Source organism: Rhizobiaceae bacterium, assembly GCA_023953835.1.
Lineage (GTDB): Bacteria > Pseudomonadota > Alphaproteobacteria > Rhizobiales > Rhizobiaceae > Mesorhizobium_G.
Map to the genome: position 1 here is coordinate 641,521 of JAMLJB010000001.1, position 15,527 is coordinate 657,047.

The following is a 15,527-nucleotide window of genomic DNA, read 5'->3' on the forward strand; positions in this document are numbered from 1 at the left end:
CTCTTCCCGTTTCGCCCCGCTGCGTTTAAAGCAGGCGAAACGGAGCGTGAAAATGGTCGTGAAGCTGGTTCTTGTCGGGTGCGGAAATATGGGTTTCGCCATGCTTTCCGGCTGGTTGAAATCCGGGAAGATGAAGCCGTCCGAGGTCTTTGTCGTGGAACCCAACGAGGCGCTTCGCGATCGCGCCGCCGGCCTGGGCATCGCGACGGCGGCAAGCGCGACCGGCCTCCGCGCCGGATTGAAACCGGATATGGTGCTGATTGCAGTGAAGCCGCAGGTGCTGCGCGATGTCCTTGAAAACTATAAGGAATACGGCTCGTCGGCGACGACGTTCATTTCAATTGCGGCCGGCACGCCGATCAGGACATTCGAGGAAATACTGGGGTCCGGTACCCCGGTGTTGCGCTGTATGCCCAACACGCCCGCCGCAATCGGCAAGGGCATGATGGTGGCCTATGCGAATGCGCATGTGACCGCCGACGCCAAGGCCGCCATCGAGGACCTGCTTTCCGCCAGCGGCGAAGTCACGAGCATCGCGGATGAAGCCTTGATGGATGCGGTAACGGCTGTTTCCGGCTCCGGACCTGCCTATATATTTCATTTCATCGAATGCCTGACGAAAGCCGCCGAGACGGTCGGCCTTCCATCGGACACCGCAAGGCTGCTCGCCATGCAAACGGTCTATGGAGCGGCATGTCTCGCTGCGGAAACCCGTCAGGACCCCGGCGAATTGCGGCGGCAGGTCACAAGCCCCAACGGCACGACCGCTGCCGCGCTCGACGTGCTGATGGGCGGCGAAAAGATGCAGAACCTGCTGACCGAAGCCGTTCACGCCGCGCAAAAGCGCTCCGTCGAGCTGGGAAGCTAGGGTCAGGACCCGTAGAGCATTTCATCCTGGGCGCTGCGCAGCGCGAACAATCTCGTTGTCCGATCCGGCGTTGCGTTGAGGCTGGTCAGCAACTCGCCCTTGCGCACCGGCTCCAGCACCTTGCCGCCCTCCAGAAGCCCGACAGGAATTGCCTTTGCGGCGCGCGCTTCCTCAACACTCATCGTCCATGACCGGTAGCACGTCTCGCCGATGGCATCGAGACTGTCGCCCGGCTTGAGGTCGCGCTTGGCAACTGCGCAAACCTCGGCGACGGGCCGCGCCAGCGGCACCATGTCCGGCCTTCCATAGAGCATGATACGCGCGGCGGTGAGCGGCACTTCGAGCGATGTCAGGTGATAGGGGCGATGGAAGGCGTAATACGGACCGTGGCCGACATGCAGATCGTCCATGCGCTCGACAATGCGCGGATGCGTCGCCTCGACAACGACGAACACGCCCGGCGCGACACCCTTGCCGATGGTGTAGTCCACCACGCCCTTGCGCGACAGCACACCGCCTGCCTCCCGCGGAACCAGCACCTTTGCGAGATCCTCACGGCCCGCGCTCGGGCCGTGCATGCCCGGAACGTCAGGCACCAGCCCGGTGGCATTCGCGATTGCCGCCATTTCCACCATGGTCTTGGAGCCGTCCACGAATTCGACCAGCATGCGCGGATTCATGTTTCGCCGCTCGGCCTCCTCGCGATAGGCGTCGGGCACCGCATCGTGGTTGAGCGCGTTGTTCTTGCCCTTGCCCGCCGCCACGATGGTATAGCCGAGCGAAGTGGCAAACTCGATCAGTTCCATACAGCTTGACGGCTCGTCGCCGGCGCCGATGGAATAGATGACGCCCAGCCGGTCGGCCTGCTGTTTGAGATAGGGTCCGATCGTCACGTCGGCCTCGACATTCATCATGACGAGGTGCTTGCCGTGCTCCATAGCCATGAGGTCGAAATCGGCGGCCACGCCGGGCTTGCCCGTCGCGTCGATGACCACGTCGAGGAGCGGATTGGTGACAAGCAACTCATTGCTGGTGATTGCGAGCTTGCCCGCCTCGATTGCAGCGGTGACGGCGGATGCGTTTCCGGCCTCGCATGCATGGTCCTCGTCGCCATAGGCGATCCTGACGGCATTGCGTGCGGTGTGGGGCCTGCGGGTGGACATCGCGGCCAATTCCACCCCCTTCATCAGCATGCACTGGGTGACGAGATCGGTGCCCATCTCGCCCGATCCTATGACGCCGATGCGCACCGGCCTGCCCTCTTCCGCGCGCCGGGCCAGATCGCGTGCTAGACCAGTCAGGGCAATTGATTGCATCATGTTCCTTGTTCGCCGACTGGAGCGAAATTGTTGAAATTCAGGTCTTGGGCGCCATGCCAAGTGGAAAAAGGCGGCAGGGGACTCATCTCCCGCCACCCTATAACCGATTTAGCCCACCGGAACATAGGCTTCGCGGTCGGAGGGCAATATGCCTCCGGCCGGGCGGCACTGCATGCGACGCTTTAGGCCGTTTGAATATCGCGCGACAAATGTCATTCAGGGCCGTCTTTCGGAATCCTGCAAGCATGGGGGGATTGATGCCGTCCAAGGTCGGAGAAGCAATAATCGCATTTGTGACGACGCTGTGGCTCGGGCTGTTGATCGGCGTTTCTTTTCTCGCGACGCCGGTGAAATTTCGCGCGCCGACGCTCGAACTGCCGGTTGCGCTCGATGTGGGCCGCGTGACCTTCGAGTTTTTCAGCAAGGTCGAACTGGGATTGTCCGCGCTGTTGTTGGTGTGCCTGTTCGTGTTCAGGCCGGGCGCGCTTCGCGCGCTGCTCGGCGTGCTGCTGGTGGCAATCGTGGTCGCAGAGGCATTCTGGCTGCTGCCCGCGCTTGTTGCGCGGGTGAGCCAGATCCTGTCCGGCGATACGACTGCGCCGAACAGCTACCATCTTTGGTATGTCATAGGCGAAGCCGCGAAGGCCGTGATCCTGCTTGCGCTGTCGGTGGTCGGGCTGAGACGCCTCGCAAGCGGCCACGGTGGCAATTGATCCGGCGCGCGGGCGCGATTTTTGACGATTTTTCTGCGGGATGGTGCTGCGAGAGAGGATTGAACTCTCGACCTCTCCCTTACCAAGGGAGTGCTCTACCACTGAGCTACCGCAGCGCGTGGCGGCTTTTCCTGTATTTCCGGCAGTTCGTCAACACGGGAAATCACCTTCCGGTGGATTTTCCGGCGCCGCGCTGTAGATATTGGTATTAGCCACTTCACGACGCTACCATGGGTTGTTGGCCGCAAATATGCCACCGTCTGTTGATCTTCAACACTACAGCGCTGGGGACGCATCAGGCGCATGAGTACTGAAAAAAAGGGGCCTGCAACCAATCCCGACAATCGCAAGATGCGGCTGGCGGCGGAGCTACGGGCCAACCTGCTGAAGCGAAAGGCGCAGGCAAGGCAGCGCAGGTCGGCTGGCAAACCGGCACAGCCGGCCGACGGCAAGGACTGAATGTGTGCGTCAAGGCGCGAAGCGCTTTTCTTGAATCAACCGGCGCGATGAGTTAGACGGCGCTCCACTGTTTTTTCCGGTTGGCCCGGACAGAAAGAATTTTCATGGATCGAATCAGAATCGTCGGGGGGAACGAACTTCGCGGCAGCATTCCCATTTCCGGCGCGAAAAATGCGGCCCTGCCGCTGATCATCGCATCGCTGCTGACCGACGACACGCTCACGCTCGAAAATGTTCCACACCTTGCCGATGTCGAGCAGTTGATCCGCATTCTCGGCAATCACGGCGTCGATCACTCGGTCAACGGGCGGCGCGAAAAACAGGGCGAACTCTACGCGCGCACCATCAATTTCTCCGCACGCAACATCGTCGACACCACGGCTCCATATGAGCTCGTTTCGAAAATGCGCGCCAGCTTCTGGGTTATCGGGCCGCTGCTTGCGCGCATGGGCGAGGCTCGTGTTTCCCTGCCGGGCGGCTGCGCCATCGGCACGCGGCCGGTCGATCTCTTCATCGAGGGGTTGCAGGCGCTCGGCGCTGAGATCGACGTCGAAAGCGGCTATGTCATGGCCACCGCGCGCAATCGCCTGCGCGGAAATCGCTATGTGTTTCCCAAGGTCTCGGTCGGCGCGACCCATGTGCTCGTCATGGCGGCTTCTTTGGCGCGCGGCGAAACCGTTCTGGAAAACGCGGCCCGTGAACCGGAAATTGTCAACCTGGCCGAATGCCTGAACGCCATGGGCGCCCGCATCTCCGGCGCGGGAAGCCCCACCATCACGATCGAGGGCGTCGATTCCCTTTCCGGCGCGCGGCACCGGGTGATACCCGACCGCATCGAGACCGGCACCTACGCCATGGCCGTCGCGATGACCGGGGGCGACGTGTTGCTGGAAGGCGCGCGGCCTGAACTGCTGCAATCGGCGCTGGACGTCATTTCGAGAACTGGAGCGGAAGTCACGCCGACCAATTCGGGCATTCGTATCCAGCGCAACGGATCGGGCATTTCACCCGTGGACGTGGTCACCGAGCCGTTTCCCGGTTTCCCGACAGACCTTCAGGCGCAATTCATGGCGCTCATGACCATGGCGAAGGGCAAGTCGCACATCACCGAAACGATCTTCGAAAACAGGTTCATGCATGTGCAGGAACTGGCGCGTCTGGGCGCGCATATTTCGCTGTCGGGGCAGACCGCAGTGGTCGATGGGGTGGCAAAGCTTCGCGGCGCGCCTGTGATGGCAACGGACCTGCGCGCATCTGTTTCGCTCGTTATTGCCGGCCTCGCCGCCGAGGGCGAAACCATCGTGAATCGGGTCTATCATCTTGATCGCGGCTTCGAGCGTCTCGAGGAGAAACTGTCGAATTGCGGTGCGATGATCGAACGGCTGTCAAGCTAGCCCTTACGGCTCTGTGCGCTGCGCACATCATCGGCCAGTTCGCTGTCCCAGCTTGCAAGAACGGGATCGGAAAGCGTTTCCACCAATTCCTGCAACAGGAAGCCTGCATGGCTCGACAATCCCGCGGCCAACAATTCCTTGGCAAGCGCGAGCTTCGCAACCGCCCTTGCCCGGCGCGAGCGTTGTGAAGCAACGTTTGTTTCCCGCGCCGCGATGCGGTCCTCCAGCGTCGGCTCCTCGCGCTCTTCTCCTTCCGCGTCTTCGGCTTCGTCGGTGCTGCCGCCCATCTTTGCCTGGTGCACCCACTCCAGCAGAGCCGGATCGAAATAAGGATTGCCAGTCACGAAACGCAGGCCTGCAAGCCCAGGCATGTCCGCAAACCGGCGCGCGACGGCATGATGGATCGTTTCCGCAGCCGCCTTGTATCCGAGCGCCGAAGCGATGCGAGTGGCGAGCCGTTGGCCTTCGAGCCAATCCGGGCTGTGAAACAATTGGTCTTCCAGCTTCATCAACCCATTGTCGGTGGGGCGCTCCGCAAGGGAGCGGAACTCATCCACCATATCCGAAGGCATCGGATATTGCGTGGTGCGGTTCTCGCTGTCGACTGGCGGCAGCGTGCGAAAGTCCAGCCAGGCCCCATAGCGGCGCATCTGGAATGCTATTTCGGCGCCCGGTTCGTGCCTGCCGATACGATCGGCCAAAGACCGGATATCTCTGCGCAATTCGGCGCGACCGCGGGCGTCAAGTTCAACGGAAGCATCCGAATGATGTTCCTGCTCAACCTGCTGCGCGGCGGGGGCGGGCTCGCCCCGCTCGTGCAACTGGTTGACCGCAACCTGATAGGCCGAACTGTCGATGCCTATCGAAGCGGCAGTCTTGCCGAGCGCCTCGGCCCTCGCCAGAAACTCCTTGGGCAAGCCGCGCGTCTGGCGTTCGATCTGCTTTTGCGACTGCTGCAACGCGGACAGAATGTCTGCGCCCCATTGCGTGCGGCGGCGCTCCGCCTTCGGCCCTTGCGGATGGAACAAGGCCCAGGCGCCGGGCGCAAACCCCGCCTCTGCGAGTTGCATCGCCTCCTCCAATGCCTCCTCGGTAGGCGTCTGGCCAAGCGCGAAAATCAAAGCCCTCAGCGCTCGCAAATGGAGGCATTCCTCCAGTACCGCGCGCGCATCTTTGCCGACCTGCTCCCAGTCGATCGTATTCGCGTTCAGCGTGCCGCGTTTCATCAATGCGGTGTCGAGCGTGTCGAGCAGTTCCTCCACGGGTTCCGAAATCTCGCCCGCGTCGAGGTTTTCTTCCTGCAATCTCTTGACGATCATCCGGATGCACCCACCAGCTTGGTGCCCCCTTCCAATGCGGTTTTCATTGGCTGGATGCCGGTATGCGCAACTGGCTCGGCAACATCACGCTGTTGAGCGGGCTATTGAAGAACGGATTGATCTCACCTTCCGCCCAGATGCGGAAGCGTGCGCTTTGCCCCTTTGCATTTGAGAAGCTGACATCGACGGAATTCTCGCTGGTACCGATCTTGCTGCCGCTGTCGTACAGCCGCAGCCATGACCAGGGACCGTTGAACTGTCGCCCGCCGGACCTGCTTTCGCGCCCCAGCGTGGAAAGATCGTAGCGGGAAGATGCGCCGCCATCGATGCTGTTCGGCCATACGATCCGTACCGGACGAGCGGCGCTGTGGGTATACACCACAAGCTGCCCTTCGAAGTTGATCTGCGCGCGCGACAGGTTTGCAGTCATGCCGACGGGCTGGACGCTGAACTTGACGGATAGCTCTCCGGCTTCGTTGAAGAAGGTTCTCGTGATGCGCATCGCGCGCTGCAATTGCGCGGCGGATTGCGGGTCGATCGGAAGCGAATGACCATCAATGTCGCGGGGCTCCCCGCTCGCTTCGTCCACGAACACCGCGAGATTGGCCTTGTAGAAGCTTTCGAGCTTTCCGCCCGGCCTGAAGAAGTTTTCGAAGTCCTGCAACGGCAGGTCGTCATCGCTCTGGCGGTCGAACGGATATTTATCCGCGATCACACGCTGGAACTCCGAATAGACTTCCTGCTTCCATTTCCGGTCAAGCGCCTGCGCCGCCGTTTCCAGTATCACGCGCCAGCTTTCGCTTGCGATGAAGCGCAGGTGTGCGTCGAACGGCGCGGGCATGCGCTCGGCAAGCCGTTCCATCAGGTAAATGGGGTCGGAGCCTTTCAATCCGGCGCGAGCCGTGGCCACTTCCAGAGCCTTGACATATGGGTCCGGCGCCTCAAGCACCGCGCTCATATAGTCGTTGAGGTCCGCAAGCGCCTGCTCGATCTGATCGATGTTCGGCTGCACCGTGCTCTGTTCGCCGGTCAACAGACGCTGGATGGCGCGAAACTCCTCGTTGATGCGCAGGCCGGCTTCCCTGTCAGGATCGAACGGCAGGTTGAAGACGCCGCTTTTCGTATCGGGCGCGACCGCTTCCGGCGCATATATCACCGTGTTTTCCGTGACGAGCGTCGCAATCCGCCTGATCGGGCTGTCATCGCCCGTTATGCCGCGCAAAATCTCGCCCGCTTCCCGCAAGTCAGTGAAAGGGCGCACCTTCATTGACTTGAGGGCCGTTCGCCAGGTGCGGATATAATCCTCGACATAGATTTCGCGCAGCTTCTGCCGCATGACCTCAAGATCGGCGTCTGAGGTTTCCGTCTTGTCGAGGACACCCAGCGTCCACACGTCTTCAAAAGCGGCGCGCGACACTGCCTGCATCTGCGGAATGAAAAACTTGTGGAACTGGTCCTTGGTATAGATTCGCTCGATTTCGAACGGATCACGTTCAACCACGCTTGGAGCAACACAGTTGGCGGTCGATGTCATGACGGGCATACTGGCCTGGCTGCCGGTCGCGGCGCTTTTGTCGGCCACATAGACGATGTCGAATTTTGCGCCCACAGCCGAGCGAAACTCCAGGGGATTCGGCAACTGACGACCCGCCAGCCCCCGGATCGATGCGTAGAGTCGCCTGTACAGCGTGACCTGCGCCAGATCCCTGCGCACCTTGCGCACCAGTTCCTGGTCGAGCATGTAGGGCTCAGGGTCCACAGTCAGCGCATAGTGCAGATGATTGGCCAATCGCTGCTGCATACCGCCGTTGTTCTGGTAGGCCTCCTGCCAGCCGGCGCGGAAATAGGCCTCGATGGCAGGTACGTTGCGCTGTTCCGGCGTGCCGAGCATCAACAGTATGCGGAAGAGATTCAGTTGCTCGTCCGAACCCGGTGAACAGACATTCGCAAGCTTGCCCTGCAACTTGTCGATGAGATCCGGCATGAACTTCCTGCGGAGGACCATCCTGTATGCGTTTTCGGCAAGGACCGAAACGTCCTGTCCCCTGTACAGGGACAGCTTGGCGGAAACCCAACTGACGTCGCGAAAATCGCCGAACCGGAACATCGCATCACGGAATGCATCGAGTTGCGCCATTGTGTCATGCGCGCCCCCGGGCTGCGTCCGCAGCTCGTCGATGCGCGCGTTTACCGCGTTCGCGTTGGCGATATTTCCGCGATATTGCGCGAACCAGTAAACTGACGCGCCCAGGATAATTGCGGTGACGGCGAGCCCCAACGCGCCAATGAGGCGCATGTACCTTTCTTCGGCGCGCCGGTTGTTGCCCGCCAGACCCGCCTCGCAAAACACCGCCTCCTTCAGGATGTGGCTTGCAAAATAGGGTTTGGACGCACCCTGCGGAACCGCGTAAAGCGGCGCCGGCAGGTTGTAGCGCTCGGCGACCGTTTCGAGGAAAATATTGTGCGGCGCGTTTTCCAGCCGCGGTGCGGAAAAATATGCACCGCGAAACAATGGCGGCGTCGAAAAGCGATCTGCCTGCAGCGCGCTTTCCAGGAACGATCGAAGGGACTTCTGAATTCCCGCAAAGCCACGCGCAAAGGCAAAGGCTTCCTGACGCCGGTTCACATCCTTCTCGGTCGCCATGCGCATGTTGAGCGCTCGGTGAAGCCGGGCCAGAAATTCCGAGTATTGCGCGTCGAACTGCTCAAGCCACGACTGGTCGCCTTCCGTATCGAACTGGAAGCCAAAAAGGCTCTCGCGTTCCTCCAGCTTGATCTCATGAAAGAAATCGAGGAAGCCTGCCACCTGATCCAGCTTGGTAAAAACGACATGCACCGTCAGCCGCGATGCAAGGCTCTCGACGATCTCGTCGATCGTGCGCCGGATCCTCGCCGCAAACCCCTCGCGGGCCGAATTGTCCATCTCGGCAAAGTCGATGAGGTCGATCGCCAGTATCAGGCCGTTGAGCGGCCGCCTCGGCCGAACGGTTTGCAGTTCGGTGAGAAAACGATGCCAGAGCAAGGTCTGCATCACGCTGCGCTCTTCCGGTCCGACTGAAACCCCACCGGGCAATTCAATCAGCACAGCGTCGCTGCCCACGACACGCCACTCGGCAAACCGCGCGGCCTCGGTTCCCCGCAGATCGAACAGCGCGGTGCGGATTTCGTGATCGATGGGCAGTCGCATATCGCTGTTTTCGATCAGCGCCGTTTTGCCTGCACCGCTCTGGCCGATCACAAGATACCACGGCAGGACGTAGACGGGATTGCCTTCCTCGGACCATCTGCTGCGCATCGCATTGCAGACACGCTCGAAAACCCGGTGCATTGCCTGCGTTTCGATTTCCTCAGGCGTCGGTTCTCGCACGACCTGCTGCTCACGGCTCCGCCGCCACCTTCTCACGACCCGCGCGGCGAGAAACAGGAGCAGCAGGATGCCGAATGCCAGGAATGACAGCGCGGCCCAGAAACGTAGGGTCGGATCCGTCAGCGGATAGATGTCATTGAAGCCGAGCCGCTCGCCGAACCACCATGTGATCGCGGAGAGCAGCAGGCTCAAGATCGCGATGATCGGGACCGGCTCCAGCACCTTCCTGGACTGCGCCCAAATTCGATTCATCTCAGACCCACCCATCGCTCAACGGCCCGACCAGGAACATATGCGCGCCTGCAACCCAAGCGCGCCGCGCAAATCCTTCATTTCGAAGAATGCGGACCGTGTCCGTTCAAACCCCTGATCGCCCGCCAGCACCTGAATTCTCGGAGCTTCGACAATGCTGCGGATCAGCCTTATCGCTTCAAGGCCGCGCGGCGCTTCAAACACATAGCCGCCACCCTTGACCCTCATCGTCACGACCTCGCCCACGCTTTCTCCCCGGCGCAGGCGAACCTGTATGCGCTGCCCGTCGAACGGCTCCGGCCAATAGACACGAATCTCTGTAATTCCGGCGCGACATGCGACGGTGAGTGCTGCGGCCTCGTCGCTTTCGGGCGTTGCCGGCAAAGCCATGATGAAATCCGCCTGCGCGCGAATGCGCTCCAGCTCCGTGCCGCCCCTCGCAAGATCGTCGAACAGTCCCTCGGGCAGCGGCTCGCCCGTATGAACGTCGATCAGAGTCAGTTGAAGCTCGTCGCCAATTCTCCGCGTTCCCTTGAGATAGGAAGCAATTTCACGTTTTGCGGGAATGCTGTCCTCCCCGCCCGTGTGCTCAGCCGCTGCGGGAGGCACAATTACAGGGGGTGGAGCAGTCGGAACGGCAACCGCGGGTGCTGTCGCCGGAGCCGGCGCAGGTTCAGGCACGACCGAACGCGACAGACGATCGTAGCAGGCCAATCGCTCCAATACGTCAGTCATCGCGGCGCAGGTCGCCATCTCCTCCTGGAGGTTCGCCGCCGCTGCTGTCGAGCAGAACGCAAAAAAGAGAAGGATCAAAGCGCGTATCTGATGCATTTGTCAGCAAGGGTCCGCTTGGGAATCTGGAGCAACTCGGCTGCCCGCGCACGATCGCCGCTGCTGAGGTTCAGGGCACGGCGGACGAGGTCCGCCTCGAAGCGGGCGACGGCCTCGCGCAAGCCTTCGCTTGCGACAGGCGAAACGCCGACATCAACATTTCTCGCCGCCTCGATATGCGCCGAGGTAAGAGCCTTCTCGCCATCCGCGGCGAGGTCGATGGCACGCTCGACCAATGACTCGAGCTGGCGCAGATTGCCGGGATAGTCGAGCGCATGCAGCACTGCGAGCGCGCCATTCGAAAGCTCGAGCGTGTCGCCTCCCGGTGCCGAAACGCGCGCCAGAATGGCCTCGACGACCGGCCCGATATCCTGCCGTCTTTCCTCTAGCGAAGGCACTTTCAGCACGTAGCGCAGCAGCGCAAATGAAAGGCTGGGCAGGAAGGTTCCGGCTTCCGCGCGCTGAACAAAATCCGGCAGCGCCGCAAATATGAGGCGCGCGTCGGAGGGCATGTCGCGTTCGCTGCCCAATGCCCGATAGACGCCCGTTTCAAGCAATCGGCCAAGAAACATCTGGGCTTCCGGCGGGACAAGGTCAACGCGATCCAGATAAAGTGTGCCGCCCGCCGCCTCCCGCAGGAGTCCGCGCCGTGCCGCCGCCTGTCCGGGAATTGCGCCGCGCTTATAGCCGGACAACTCACTTACGAGCGCCAGCGGCGGCACCGAAGCGCAGTCGAAATAGACAAAGGTGGCGTTGCGGCGCTTGGACAAGCCGTGAATTTCACGCGCGGCGCGCTCCTTTCCGCTCCCTTGCTCGCCCAATATCAGGACGGGATGTTCGGTGGCCGCAAACTGGGCGACACGGTCCCTCGCCGAGCTGATCAATGCCGAGTTGCCGACCAGTCGAGCCTCGATCCGCGCTGCCTGACGCTGCCTTGTTTCGCGCTTTTCCCGCTCTTCCGACTCCGCGCGATGCCGCAGCGATCGCAGTTCGGCCGCCTGACGTCCATTGGTCAAATACAGATCCAGAAGGTCGCAAATCGCCTTGAGCAGTGCATTGGTGTTAGGGCCGAGGTCGGAAGCTGTTTCGATACCGGTGACAACGGCGATGCCGAAAAAGCCTGGCCGGCGCATGCCTCGCAGCGGAATGAAGAGCATACGTCTGCCGCGCGATGGAGGCGCGATCAATGTTTCGATCCGGCTGAAATCATAGCCGTGGGAGTGGTCCGCAATGCTCAGCAACCGCCCCAACTGCGCGACCTGCACCATCGGGCAGGTGTCGTTGACGGTCGGATCGATCACGACACGAAGTTCTTCCAGGATTCGGTGTTCGCGACCGCGGATCTGGGCTGCGGCCAGTTCGACCGCCTGTCCGGTTATGTCGGTCAGGAAGAGGAAAGCGTTTTCTCCCGAAGCGGCATGCTTGAGCAGACCGCATGCCGTCTCCAGAGCAGACGTCCAGCCATCCGCGCTCGCAAGCCGGCAAAGCTCATCTAACGTGTCGCCCGAGCGGGACGCTGCATCCATGGCTCAGGCGGCCTCGTCCAGAGCATATTCGGGCAGGAAAGTGAGTTGGAAGCCGCCGTCCCTCGCCGTGACTTCGATACGCTCCAGCGGCATGCGCTGGCTGAGGCGGGTCAATGTTTCCTCTGCGACCGGGGGCAGTATCCAGCGCTCGATGACCTGCTCCGCCATGCGCGCGCCATTGTCGGCATGAGCACAGAGCGCCGCGATCTGGCTTTCCGTCTCCGTATCCCAGACAAGTTCCAGCCCACGTGCTTCGCGCAGCCTCGCAGCCTGCGCCGTCAGTTTCAGATTGATGATGCCCCGGATCGTTTCATCCGAAAGCGGCTTGAAGCAAAGGATGCGCATGCGCGCCAGCAGGGCCGGTTTGAAATGTGGTTCCAGATGCGGACGCAGCGCCGCCTCCAGCGCCTCCATGGACGCCCCGGCGACCGTTTCGCGGTTCTGCATGAGCGCGCTTGAACCCAGGTTCGACGTGATGAAGAAAACGGCGTTGCGGCAATCGATCTCACGCCCCTCGCCGTCGTTGAGCACCCCCTTGTCGAAAACCTGATAGAACAGGTTCATGACCTCCGGGTGGGCTTTTTCCACTTCGTCGAGCAACACCACGGAATAGGGCATGCGCCTGATGGCCTCGGTCAGCACGCCGCCCTCGCCATAGCCGACATAACCGGGGGGTGAGCCGATGAGACGCGAGACCGTGTGCTTCTCCTGATATTCCGACATGTTGATGACGGTCAGGAACTGACGCCCGCCATAGAGCAGCTTTGCGACCTGTTCGGCGGTTTCCGTCTTGCCGACCCCCGAAGGACCGACCAGCAGGAATACGCCGCGCGGCGTGTTCTGCCTGACGAAATCGAGGCGGGCAGCCTTCAGGCGGTCGTGAATGACGGCGATTGCCTCGTCCTGTCCCAGCACGGCGGCGCGCAGGCGATCGCCGAGAAGCAGCAATCGTTCGGCGTCGTCGTCGGACATGTTCGCGGCAGGAACCCCGGTCCAATCGGACACGACCTGCCCGATGACGGCGGCGCCAACTTCGAAATTGACCAACGGAGGCTCGTTGCCGCGCTCGAGTCGCAGCGTCGCAATCGCATCGGCGATTTCCTTTTGCAGCTTTTCCCGCATGTCCGGATCGCCGTCCGGACCCTCCAGCGCATTGAGTTGCCTGCGCGCTTCCAGAATGTCGGCGACAAGGGCTTTCTCTCGCGCCCATCGCGCTTCGAGCCGCTCGGCCTCCTCTCGCAGGGAGGTCAGTTCAGCTGTGCGCGCATCGCTTTCCGGCTCCAGACCCTCGGCGCCCAGCCGCCTGTCCCGCGCCGCGTCCTCCATGGCCAGTTCTTCCATGCGGATCCGCTTGTGGAGGAGGTCAAGGGCGACCGGCGTGGCCGCCTGCCCCGACGCAACCCGGACGCAGGCGGTATCAAGTACGTCGAACGCCTTGTCCGGCAATTGCCTGCCGGTCAGGTAACGCGCGGACAATTCCGCCGCAGCGCGCAGCGCCGCATCGGTGATATAGACGCCGTGGGTTTCCTCATAGGCGCCGCGCAGGCCGCGCAGGATCGTGATGGCCTGCTGCGGCGTCGGCTCCTCCAGGCGAACGAGTTGGAAACGCCGCGTCAAGGCGGGGTCTTTCTCGAAATATTTCTTGTATTCCGACCATGTGGTCGCGGCGATCGCGCGAAGCTGTCCCCGGGCGAGCGCCGGTTTCAGAAGGTTTGCCGCATCGGAGCCACCCGCCTGTCCGCCGCCGATGAGCGTGTGCGCTTCGTCGATGAACAGGATGATTTTTTCCGCCGAGTTCAGGATTTCGTCGAGCACGGCCTTGAGCCTGCGCTCGAACTCGCCCTTCACCGATGCACCTGCCTGCAACGCGCCCAGGTTCAGTTCCCAGATGACCGCGCCACGCAGAGCATCGGGCACGTCGTTCTCGATGATCTTGAGCGCGAGGCCTTCCGCTACTGCGGTCTTTCCGACTCCCGGATCGCCCACGAGGATCGGATTGTTCTTGCGCCTGCGGCAAAGTACGTCCGTCATCAGGGCAATCTCGGCCTCCCGGCAGAAGACCGGATCGATGCGACCGGCTTGCGCCTCGGCGGTTATGTTGCGTCCGAATTTCTGCAGCGCGGATTCGGATTTGAGCGGAGCGTCGGCCTTTTCCTCGCGCGCCTCCCCTTCCAGGCTACTCCTGGTCAGGTCCTTGAACCCGGCCGTCATCGCCGCCGCGTCGAGCGCTTCGAATTCGGGGAAGATGTGGAAATGACAGTAGCGGTCAGGATTGCGCGCGCAGGCGATCAGCACTGCGCCGCTGCGGATTTCCTTTTCGCCCAGTTCAGCCGTGGATATGAGGAACGCGTCCTGCAGCAGTTCCAGCAGCATTGGCGAGAAGTAAGGCAGTTCCCGCGCGCCGCGACGGGCATAGTCCAGTGATTTGCGCAGCTTGGCTGTCCAGACCTGTATGTCGCATCCCTGCTGGATCAGCATGCGCGACAGGTCGTTCGCCGGCTGGTCGAGCAATGCGAGGAGGTAGTGGCTGACCAGAACCTCATAGCCGGAATTCTCGATGCAAAGTTCCGAGGCCCGTTGCAGCGCCTGGCGCGTATGGGCGTTGAGGCGTTCGAGCATCTTTTCCTTCGAGATCTTGAGCATCACTTCACCCACTTTTCGATCGTCGCTAGGGACTCATTTATGCTTGCGCGGATGTGGTCGATCTGGCGGTCGAGCGGAACGTCGAACGCCATGTAGATCGCACCAACGATAGCCGCTCCGATCACCGGAACAGCCCAGATCGGAAGCCGTCTGGATATTTCCTCCGGCCGATTCACGATGTGCTGCTCGGGGAAGGTCAGGCGTCCGGGCGGTTCGCCCTGCTGCTTTTCCAGCTGGCGGTAGACCGTTTCCAGCAGTTCGTGGAGCTTGGCCTGCCCGTTGTGCATCACATGATATTTGCCTTCGAATCCGAGGCCGATGCAGTAGTAGATGAGCTCAAGCAGGTCCTGGAACCGGTTGGTCTCGGCCATGACGCGATCAAGGATGGCGAATACCTTTTCTCCGCCCCAGGTTTCATTGTGGAACAGCGAAAGCAACGGCCGCTCCGGCCACAGGCTGTCGCCTCCCCAATGATGGGAGAGGACGGCCTCGTCGACCGTCGCGCAAATGCAGTAGCGCGCTGCAATGACCGTCGCCGCGTCGTAACCTGCGGCCTCACTGGCGCGCTCGAACGCTTGAACCTCATTTGCGAGATGCGCGTGCAATGCGGCGACATCGTCCAGGTGATAGAGGCCGCGCAGCCGGACCGACGCACCGAGCAGCGGCATGGCGCCTTCCAGCAGGCGGTTCGAGCCTGTCGATACGATCTGGAAATCGCGCGCGGCGTGTCGCGCGAGCGCTGTGCTCCCGCGCGCGGATACGGGCGCCGGCATCGAAGACGCAGCGTCCTGTCTTCCTCCCCTGCCGCTGAACTCGGTGAATGCGACTTCACTCAT

At 61.8% G+C, this 15,527-nt stretch carries 11 protein-coding genes and 1 tRNA gene; 4 read left to right on the top strand and 8 right to left on the bottom strand.

The genetic code is table 11. The features are described 5' to 3' along the window. The first annotated feature begins 52 nt into the window (after window positions 1–52). The gene (gene proC, locus M9924_03035; GenBank protein MCO5063371.1) at window positions 53–868 is read left to right on the top strand and encodes a pyrroline-5-carboxylate reductase; all 816 of its coding nucleotides are present in this window, start codon (window positions 53–55) and stop codon (window positions 866–868) included. Between the two features lie 2 nt (window positions 869–870). Here the strand turns inward: proC and M9924_03040 are convergent, their stop codons facing one another. Then, a complete protein-coding gene (locus M9924_03040) occupies window positions 871–2,187 on the bottom strand; it encodes an NAD(P)H-dependent oxidoreductase (protein MCO5063372.1) in 1,317 nt (438 codons plus the stop codon). Between the two features lie 257 nt (window positions 2,188–2,444). Between M9924_03040 and M9924_03045 the strand changes: the two genes are divergently transcribed. Continuing rightward, window positions 2,445–2,900 carry a hypothetical protein gene (locus tag M9924_03045; GenBank protein MCO5063373.1) on the top strand — a complete coding sequence of 152 codons (456 nt, stop codon included), beginning with the start codon at window positions 2,445–2,447 and terminating at the stop codon, window positions 2,898–2,900. Between the two features lie 41 nt (window positions 2,901–2,941). Here the strand turns inward: M9924_03045 and M9924_03050 are convergent. After that, window positions 2,942–3,016, bottom strand: a tRNA-Thr gene (locus M9924_03050). A 187-nt stretch (window positions 3,017–3,203) separates the two neighbouring features. Between M9924_03050 and M9924_03055 the strand changes: the two genes are divergently transcribed. Beyond that, window positions 3,204–3,359, top strand: coding sequence for a hypothetical protein (locus M9924_03055; protein MCO5063374.1), 156 nt, complete (start codon window positions 3,204–3,206; stop codon window positions 3,357–3,359). A gap of 104 nt (window positions 3,360–3,463) precedes the next feature. Continuing rightward, a complete protein-coding gene (murA, locus tag M9924_03060) occupies window positions 3,464–4,753 on the top strand; it encodes a UDP-N-acetylglucosamine 1-carboxyvinyltransferase (GenBank protein MCO5063375.1) in 1,290 nt (429 codons plus the stop codon). Here murA and M9924_03065 read toward each other — a convergent pair. From M9924_03065 to icmH, 6 genes are read right to left on the bottom strand one after another with little or no spacing between them, the layout of a single operon-like run. After that, window positions 4,750–6,072 (bottom strand): type VI secretion system domain-containing protein, encoded by a 1,323-nt coding sequence (locus M9924_03065; GenBank protein ID MCO5063376.1) that lies wholly within the window; start codon window positions 6,070–6,072, stop codon window positions 4,750–4,752. The two genes, murA and M9924_03065, sit on opposite strands and share 4 nt — an antisense overlap. A 43-nt stretch (window positions 6,073–6,115) precedes the next feature. After that, window positions 6,116–9,691, bottom strand: coding sequence for a type VI secretion system membrane subunit TssM (tssM, locus tag M9924_03070; protein ID MCO5063377.1), 3,576 nt, complete (start codon window positions 9,689–9,691; stop codon window positions 6,116–6,118). A gap of 18 nt (window positions 9,692–9,709) precedes the next feature. Further along, window positions 9,710–10,444, bottom strand: a complete 735-nt coding sequence (locus tag M9924_03075) for a type VI secretion protein (GenBank protein MCO5063378.1) — start codon at window positions 10,442–10,444, stop codon at window positions 9,710–9,712. Window positions 10,445–10,500: 56 nt separating this feature from the next. Then, window positions 10,501–12,048, bottom strand: a complete 1,548-nt coding sequence (locus M9924_03080) for a sigma 54-interacting transcriptional regulator (protein MCO5063379.1) — start codon at window positions 12,046–12,048, stop codon at window positions 10,501–10,503. A gap of 3 nt (window positions 12,049–12,051) precedes the next feature. Further along, complete coding sequence (gene tssH, locus M9924_03085; protein MCO5063380.1) at window positions 12,052–14,691, bottom strand: type VI secretion system ATPase TssH; 2,640 nt, start codon at window positions 14,689–14,691, stop codon at window positions 12,052–12,054. After that, window positions 14,691–15,527, bottom strand: a complete 837-nt coding sequence (gene icmH / locus M9924_03090) for a type IVB secretion system protein IcmH/DotU (protein ID MCO5063381.1) — start codon at window positions 15,525–15,527, stop codon at window positions 14,691–14,693. Before icmH ends, tssH begins: the two co-directional genes overlap by 1 nt.

What these genes read in the sequence shown, in the direction of transcription:
- proC (MCO5063371.1), top strand. Translation starts at nt 53, where the DNA reads ATGGTCGTGAAGCTGGTTCTTGTCGGGTGCGGAAATATGGGTTTCGCC.
- M9924_03040 (MCO5063372.1), bottom strand. Translation starts at nt 2,187, where the DNA reads ATGATGCAATCAATTGCCCTGACTGGTCTAGCACGCGATCTGGCCCGG.
- M9924_03045 (MCO5063373.1), top strand. Translation starts at nt 2,445, where the DNA reads ATGCCGTCCAAGGTCGGAGAAGCAATAATCGCATTTGTGACGACGCTG.
- M9924_03055 (MCO5063374.1), top strand. Translation starts at nt 3,204, where the DNA reads ATGAGTACTGAAAAAAAGGGGCCTGCAACCAATCCCGACAATCGCAAG.
- murA (MCO5063375.1), top strand. Translation starts at nt 3,464, where the DNA reads ATGGATCGAATCAGAATCGTCGGGGGGAACGAACTTCGCGGCAGCATT.
- M9924_03065 (MCO5063376.1), bottom strand. Translation starts at nt 6,072, where the DNA reads ATGATCGTCAAGAGATTGCAGGAAGAAAACCTCGACGCGGGCGAGATT.
- tssM (MCO5063377.1), bottom strand. Translation starts at nt 9,691, where the DNA reads ATGAATCGAATTTGGGCGCAGTCCAGGAAGGTGCTGGAGCCGGTCCCG.
- M9924_03075 (MCO5063378.1), bottom strand. Translation starts at nt 10,444, where the DNA reads ATGGCGACCTGCGCCGCGATGACTGACGTATTGGAGCGATTGGCCTGC.
- M9924_03080 (MCO5063379.1), bottom strand. Translation starts at nt 12,048, where the DNA reads ATGGATGCAGCGTCCCGCTCGGGCGACACGTTAGATGAGCTTTGCCGG.
- tssH (MCO5063380.1), bottom strand. Translation starts at nt 14,691, where the DNA reads ATGCTCAAGATCTCGAAGGAAAAGATGCTCGAACGCCTCAACGCCCAT.
- icmH (MCO5063381.1), bottom strand. Translation starts at nt 15,527, where the DNA reads ATGAGTGAAGTCGCATTCACCGAGTTCAGCGGCAGGGGAGGAAGACAG.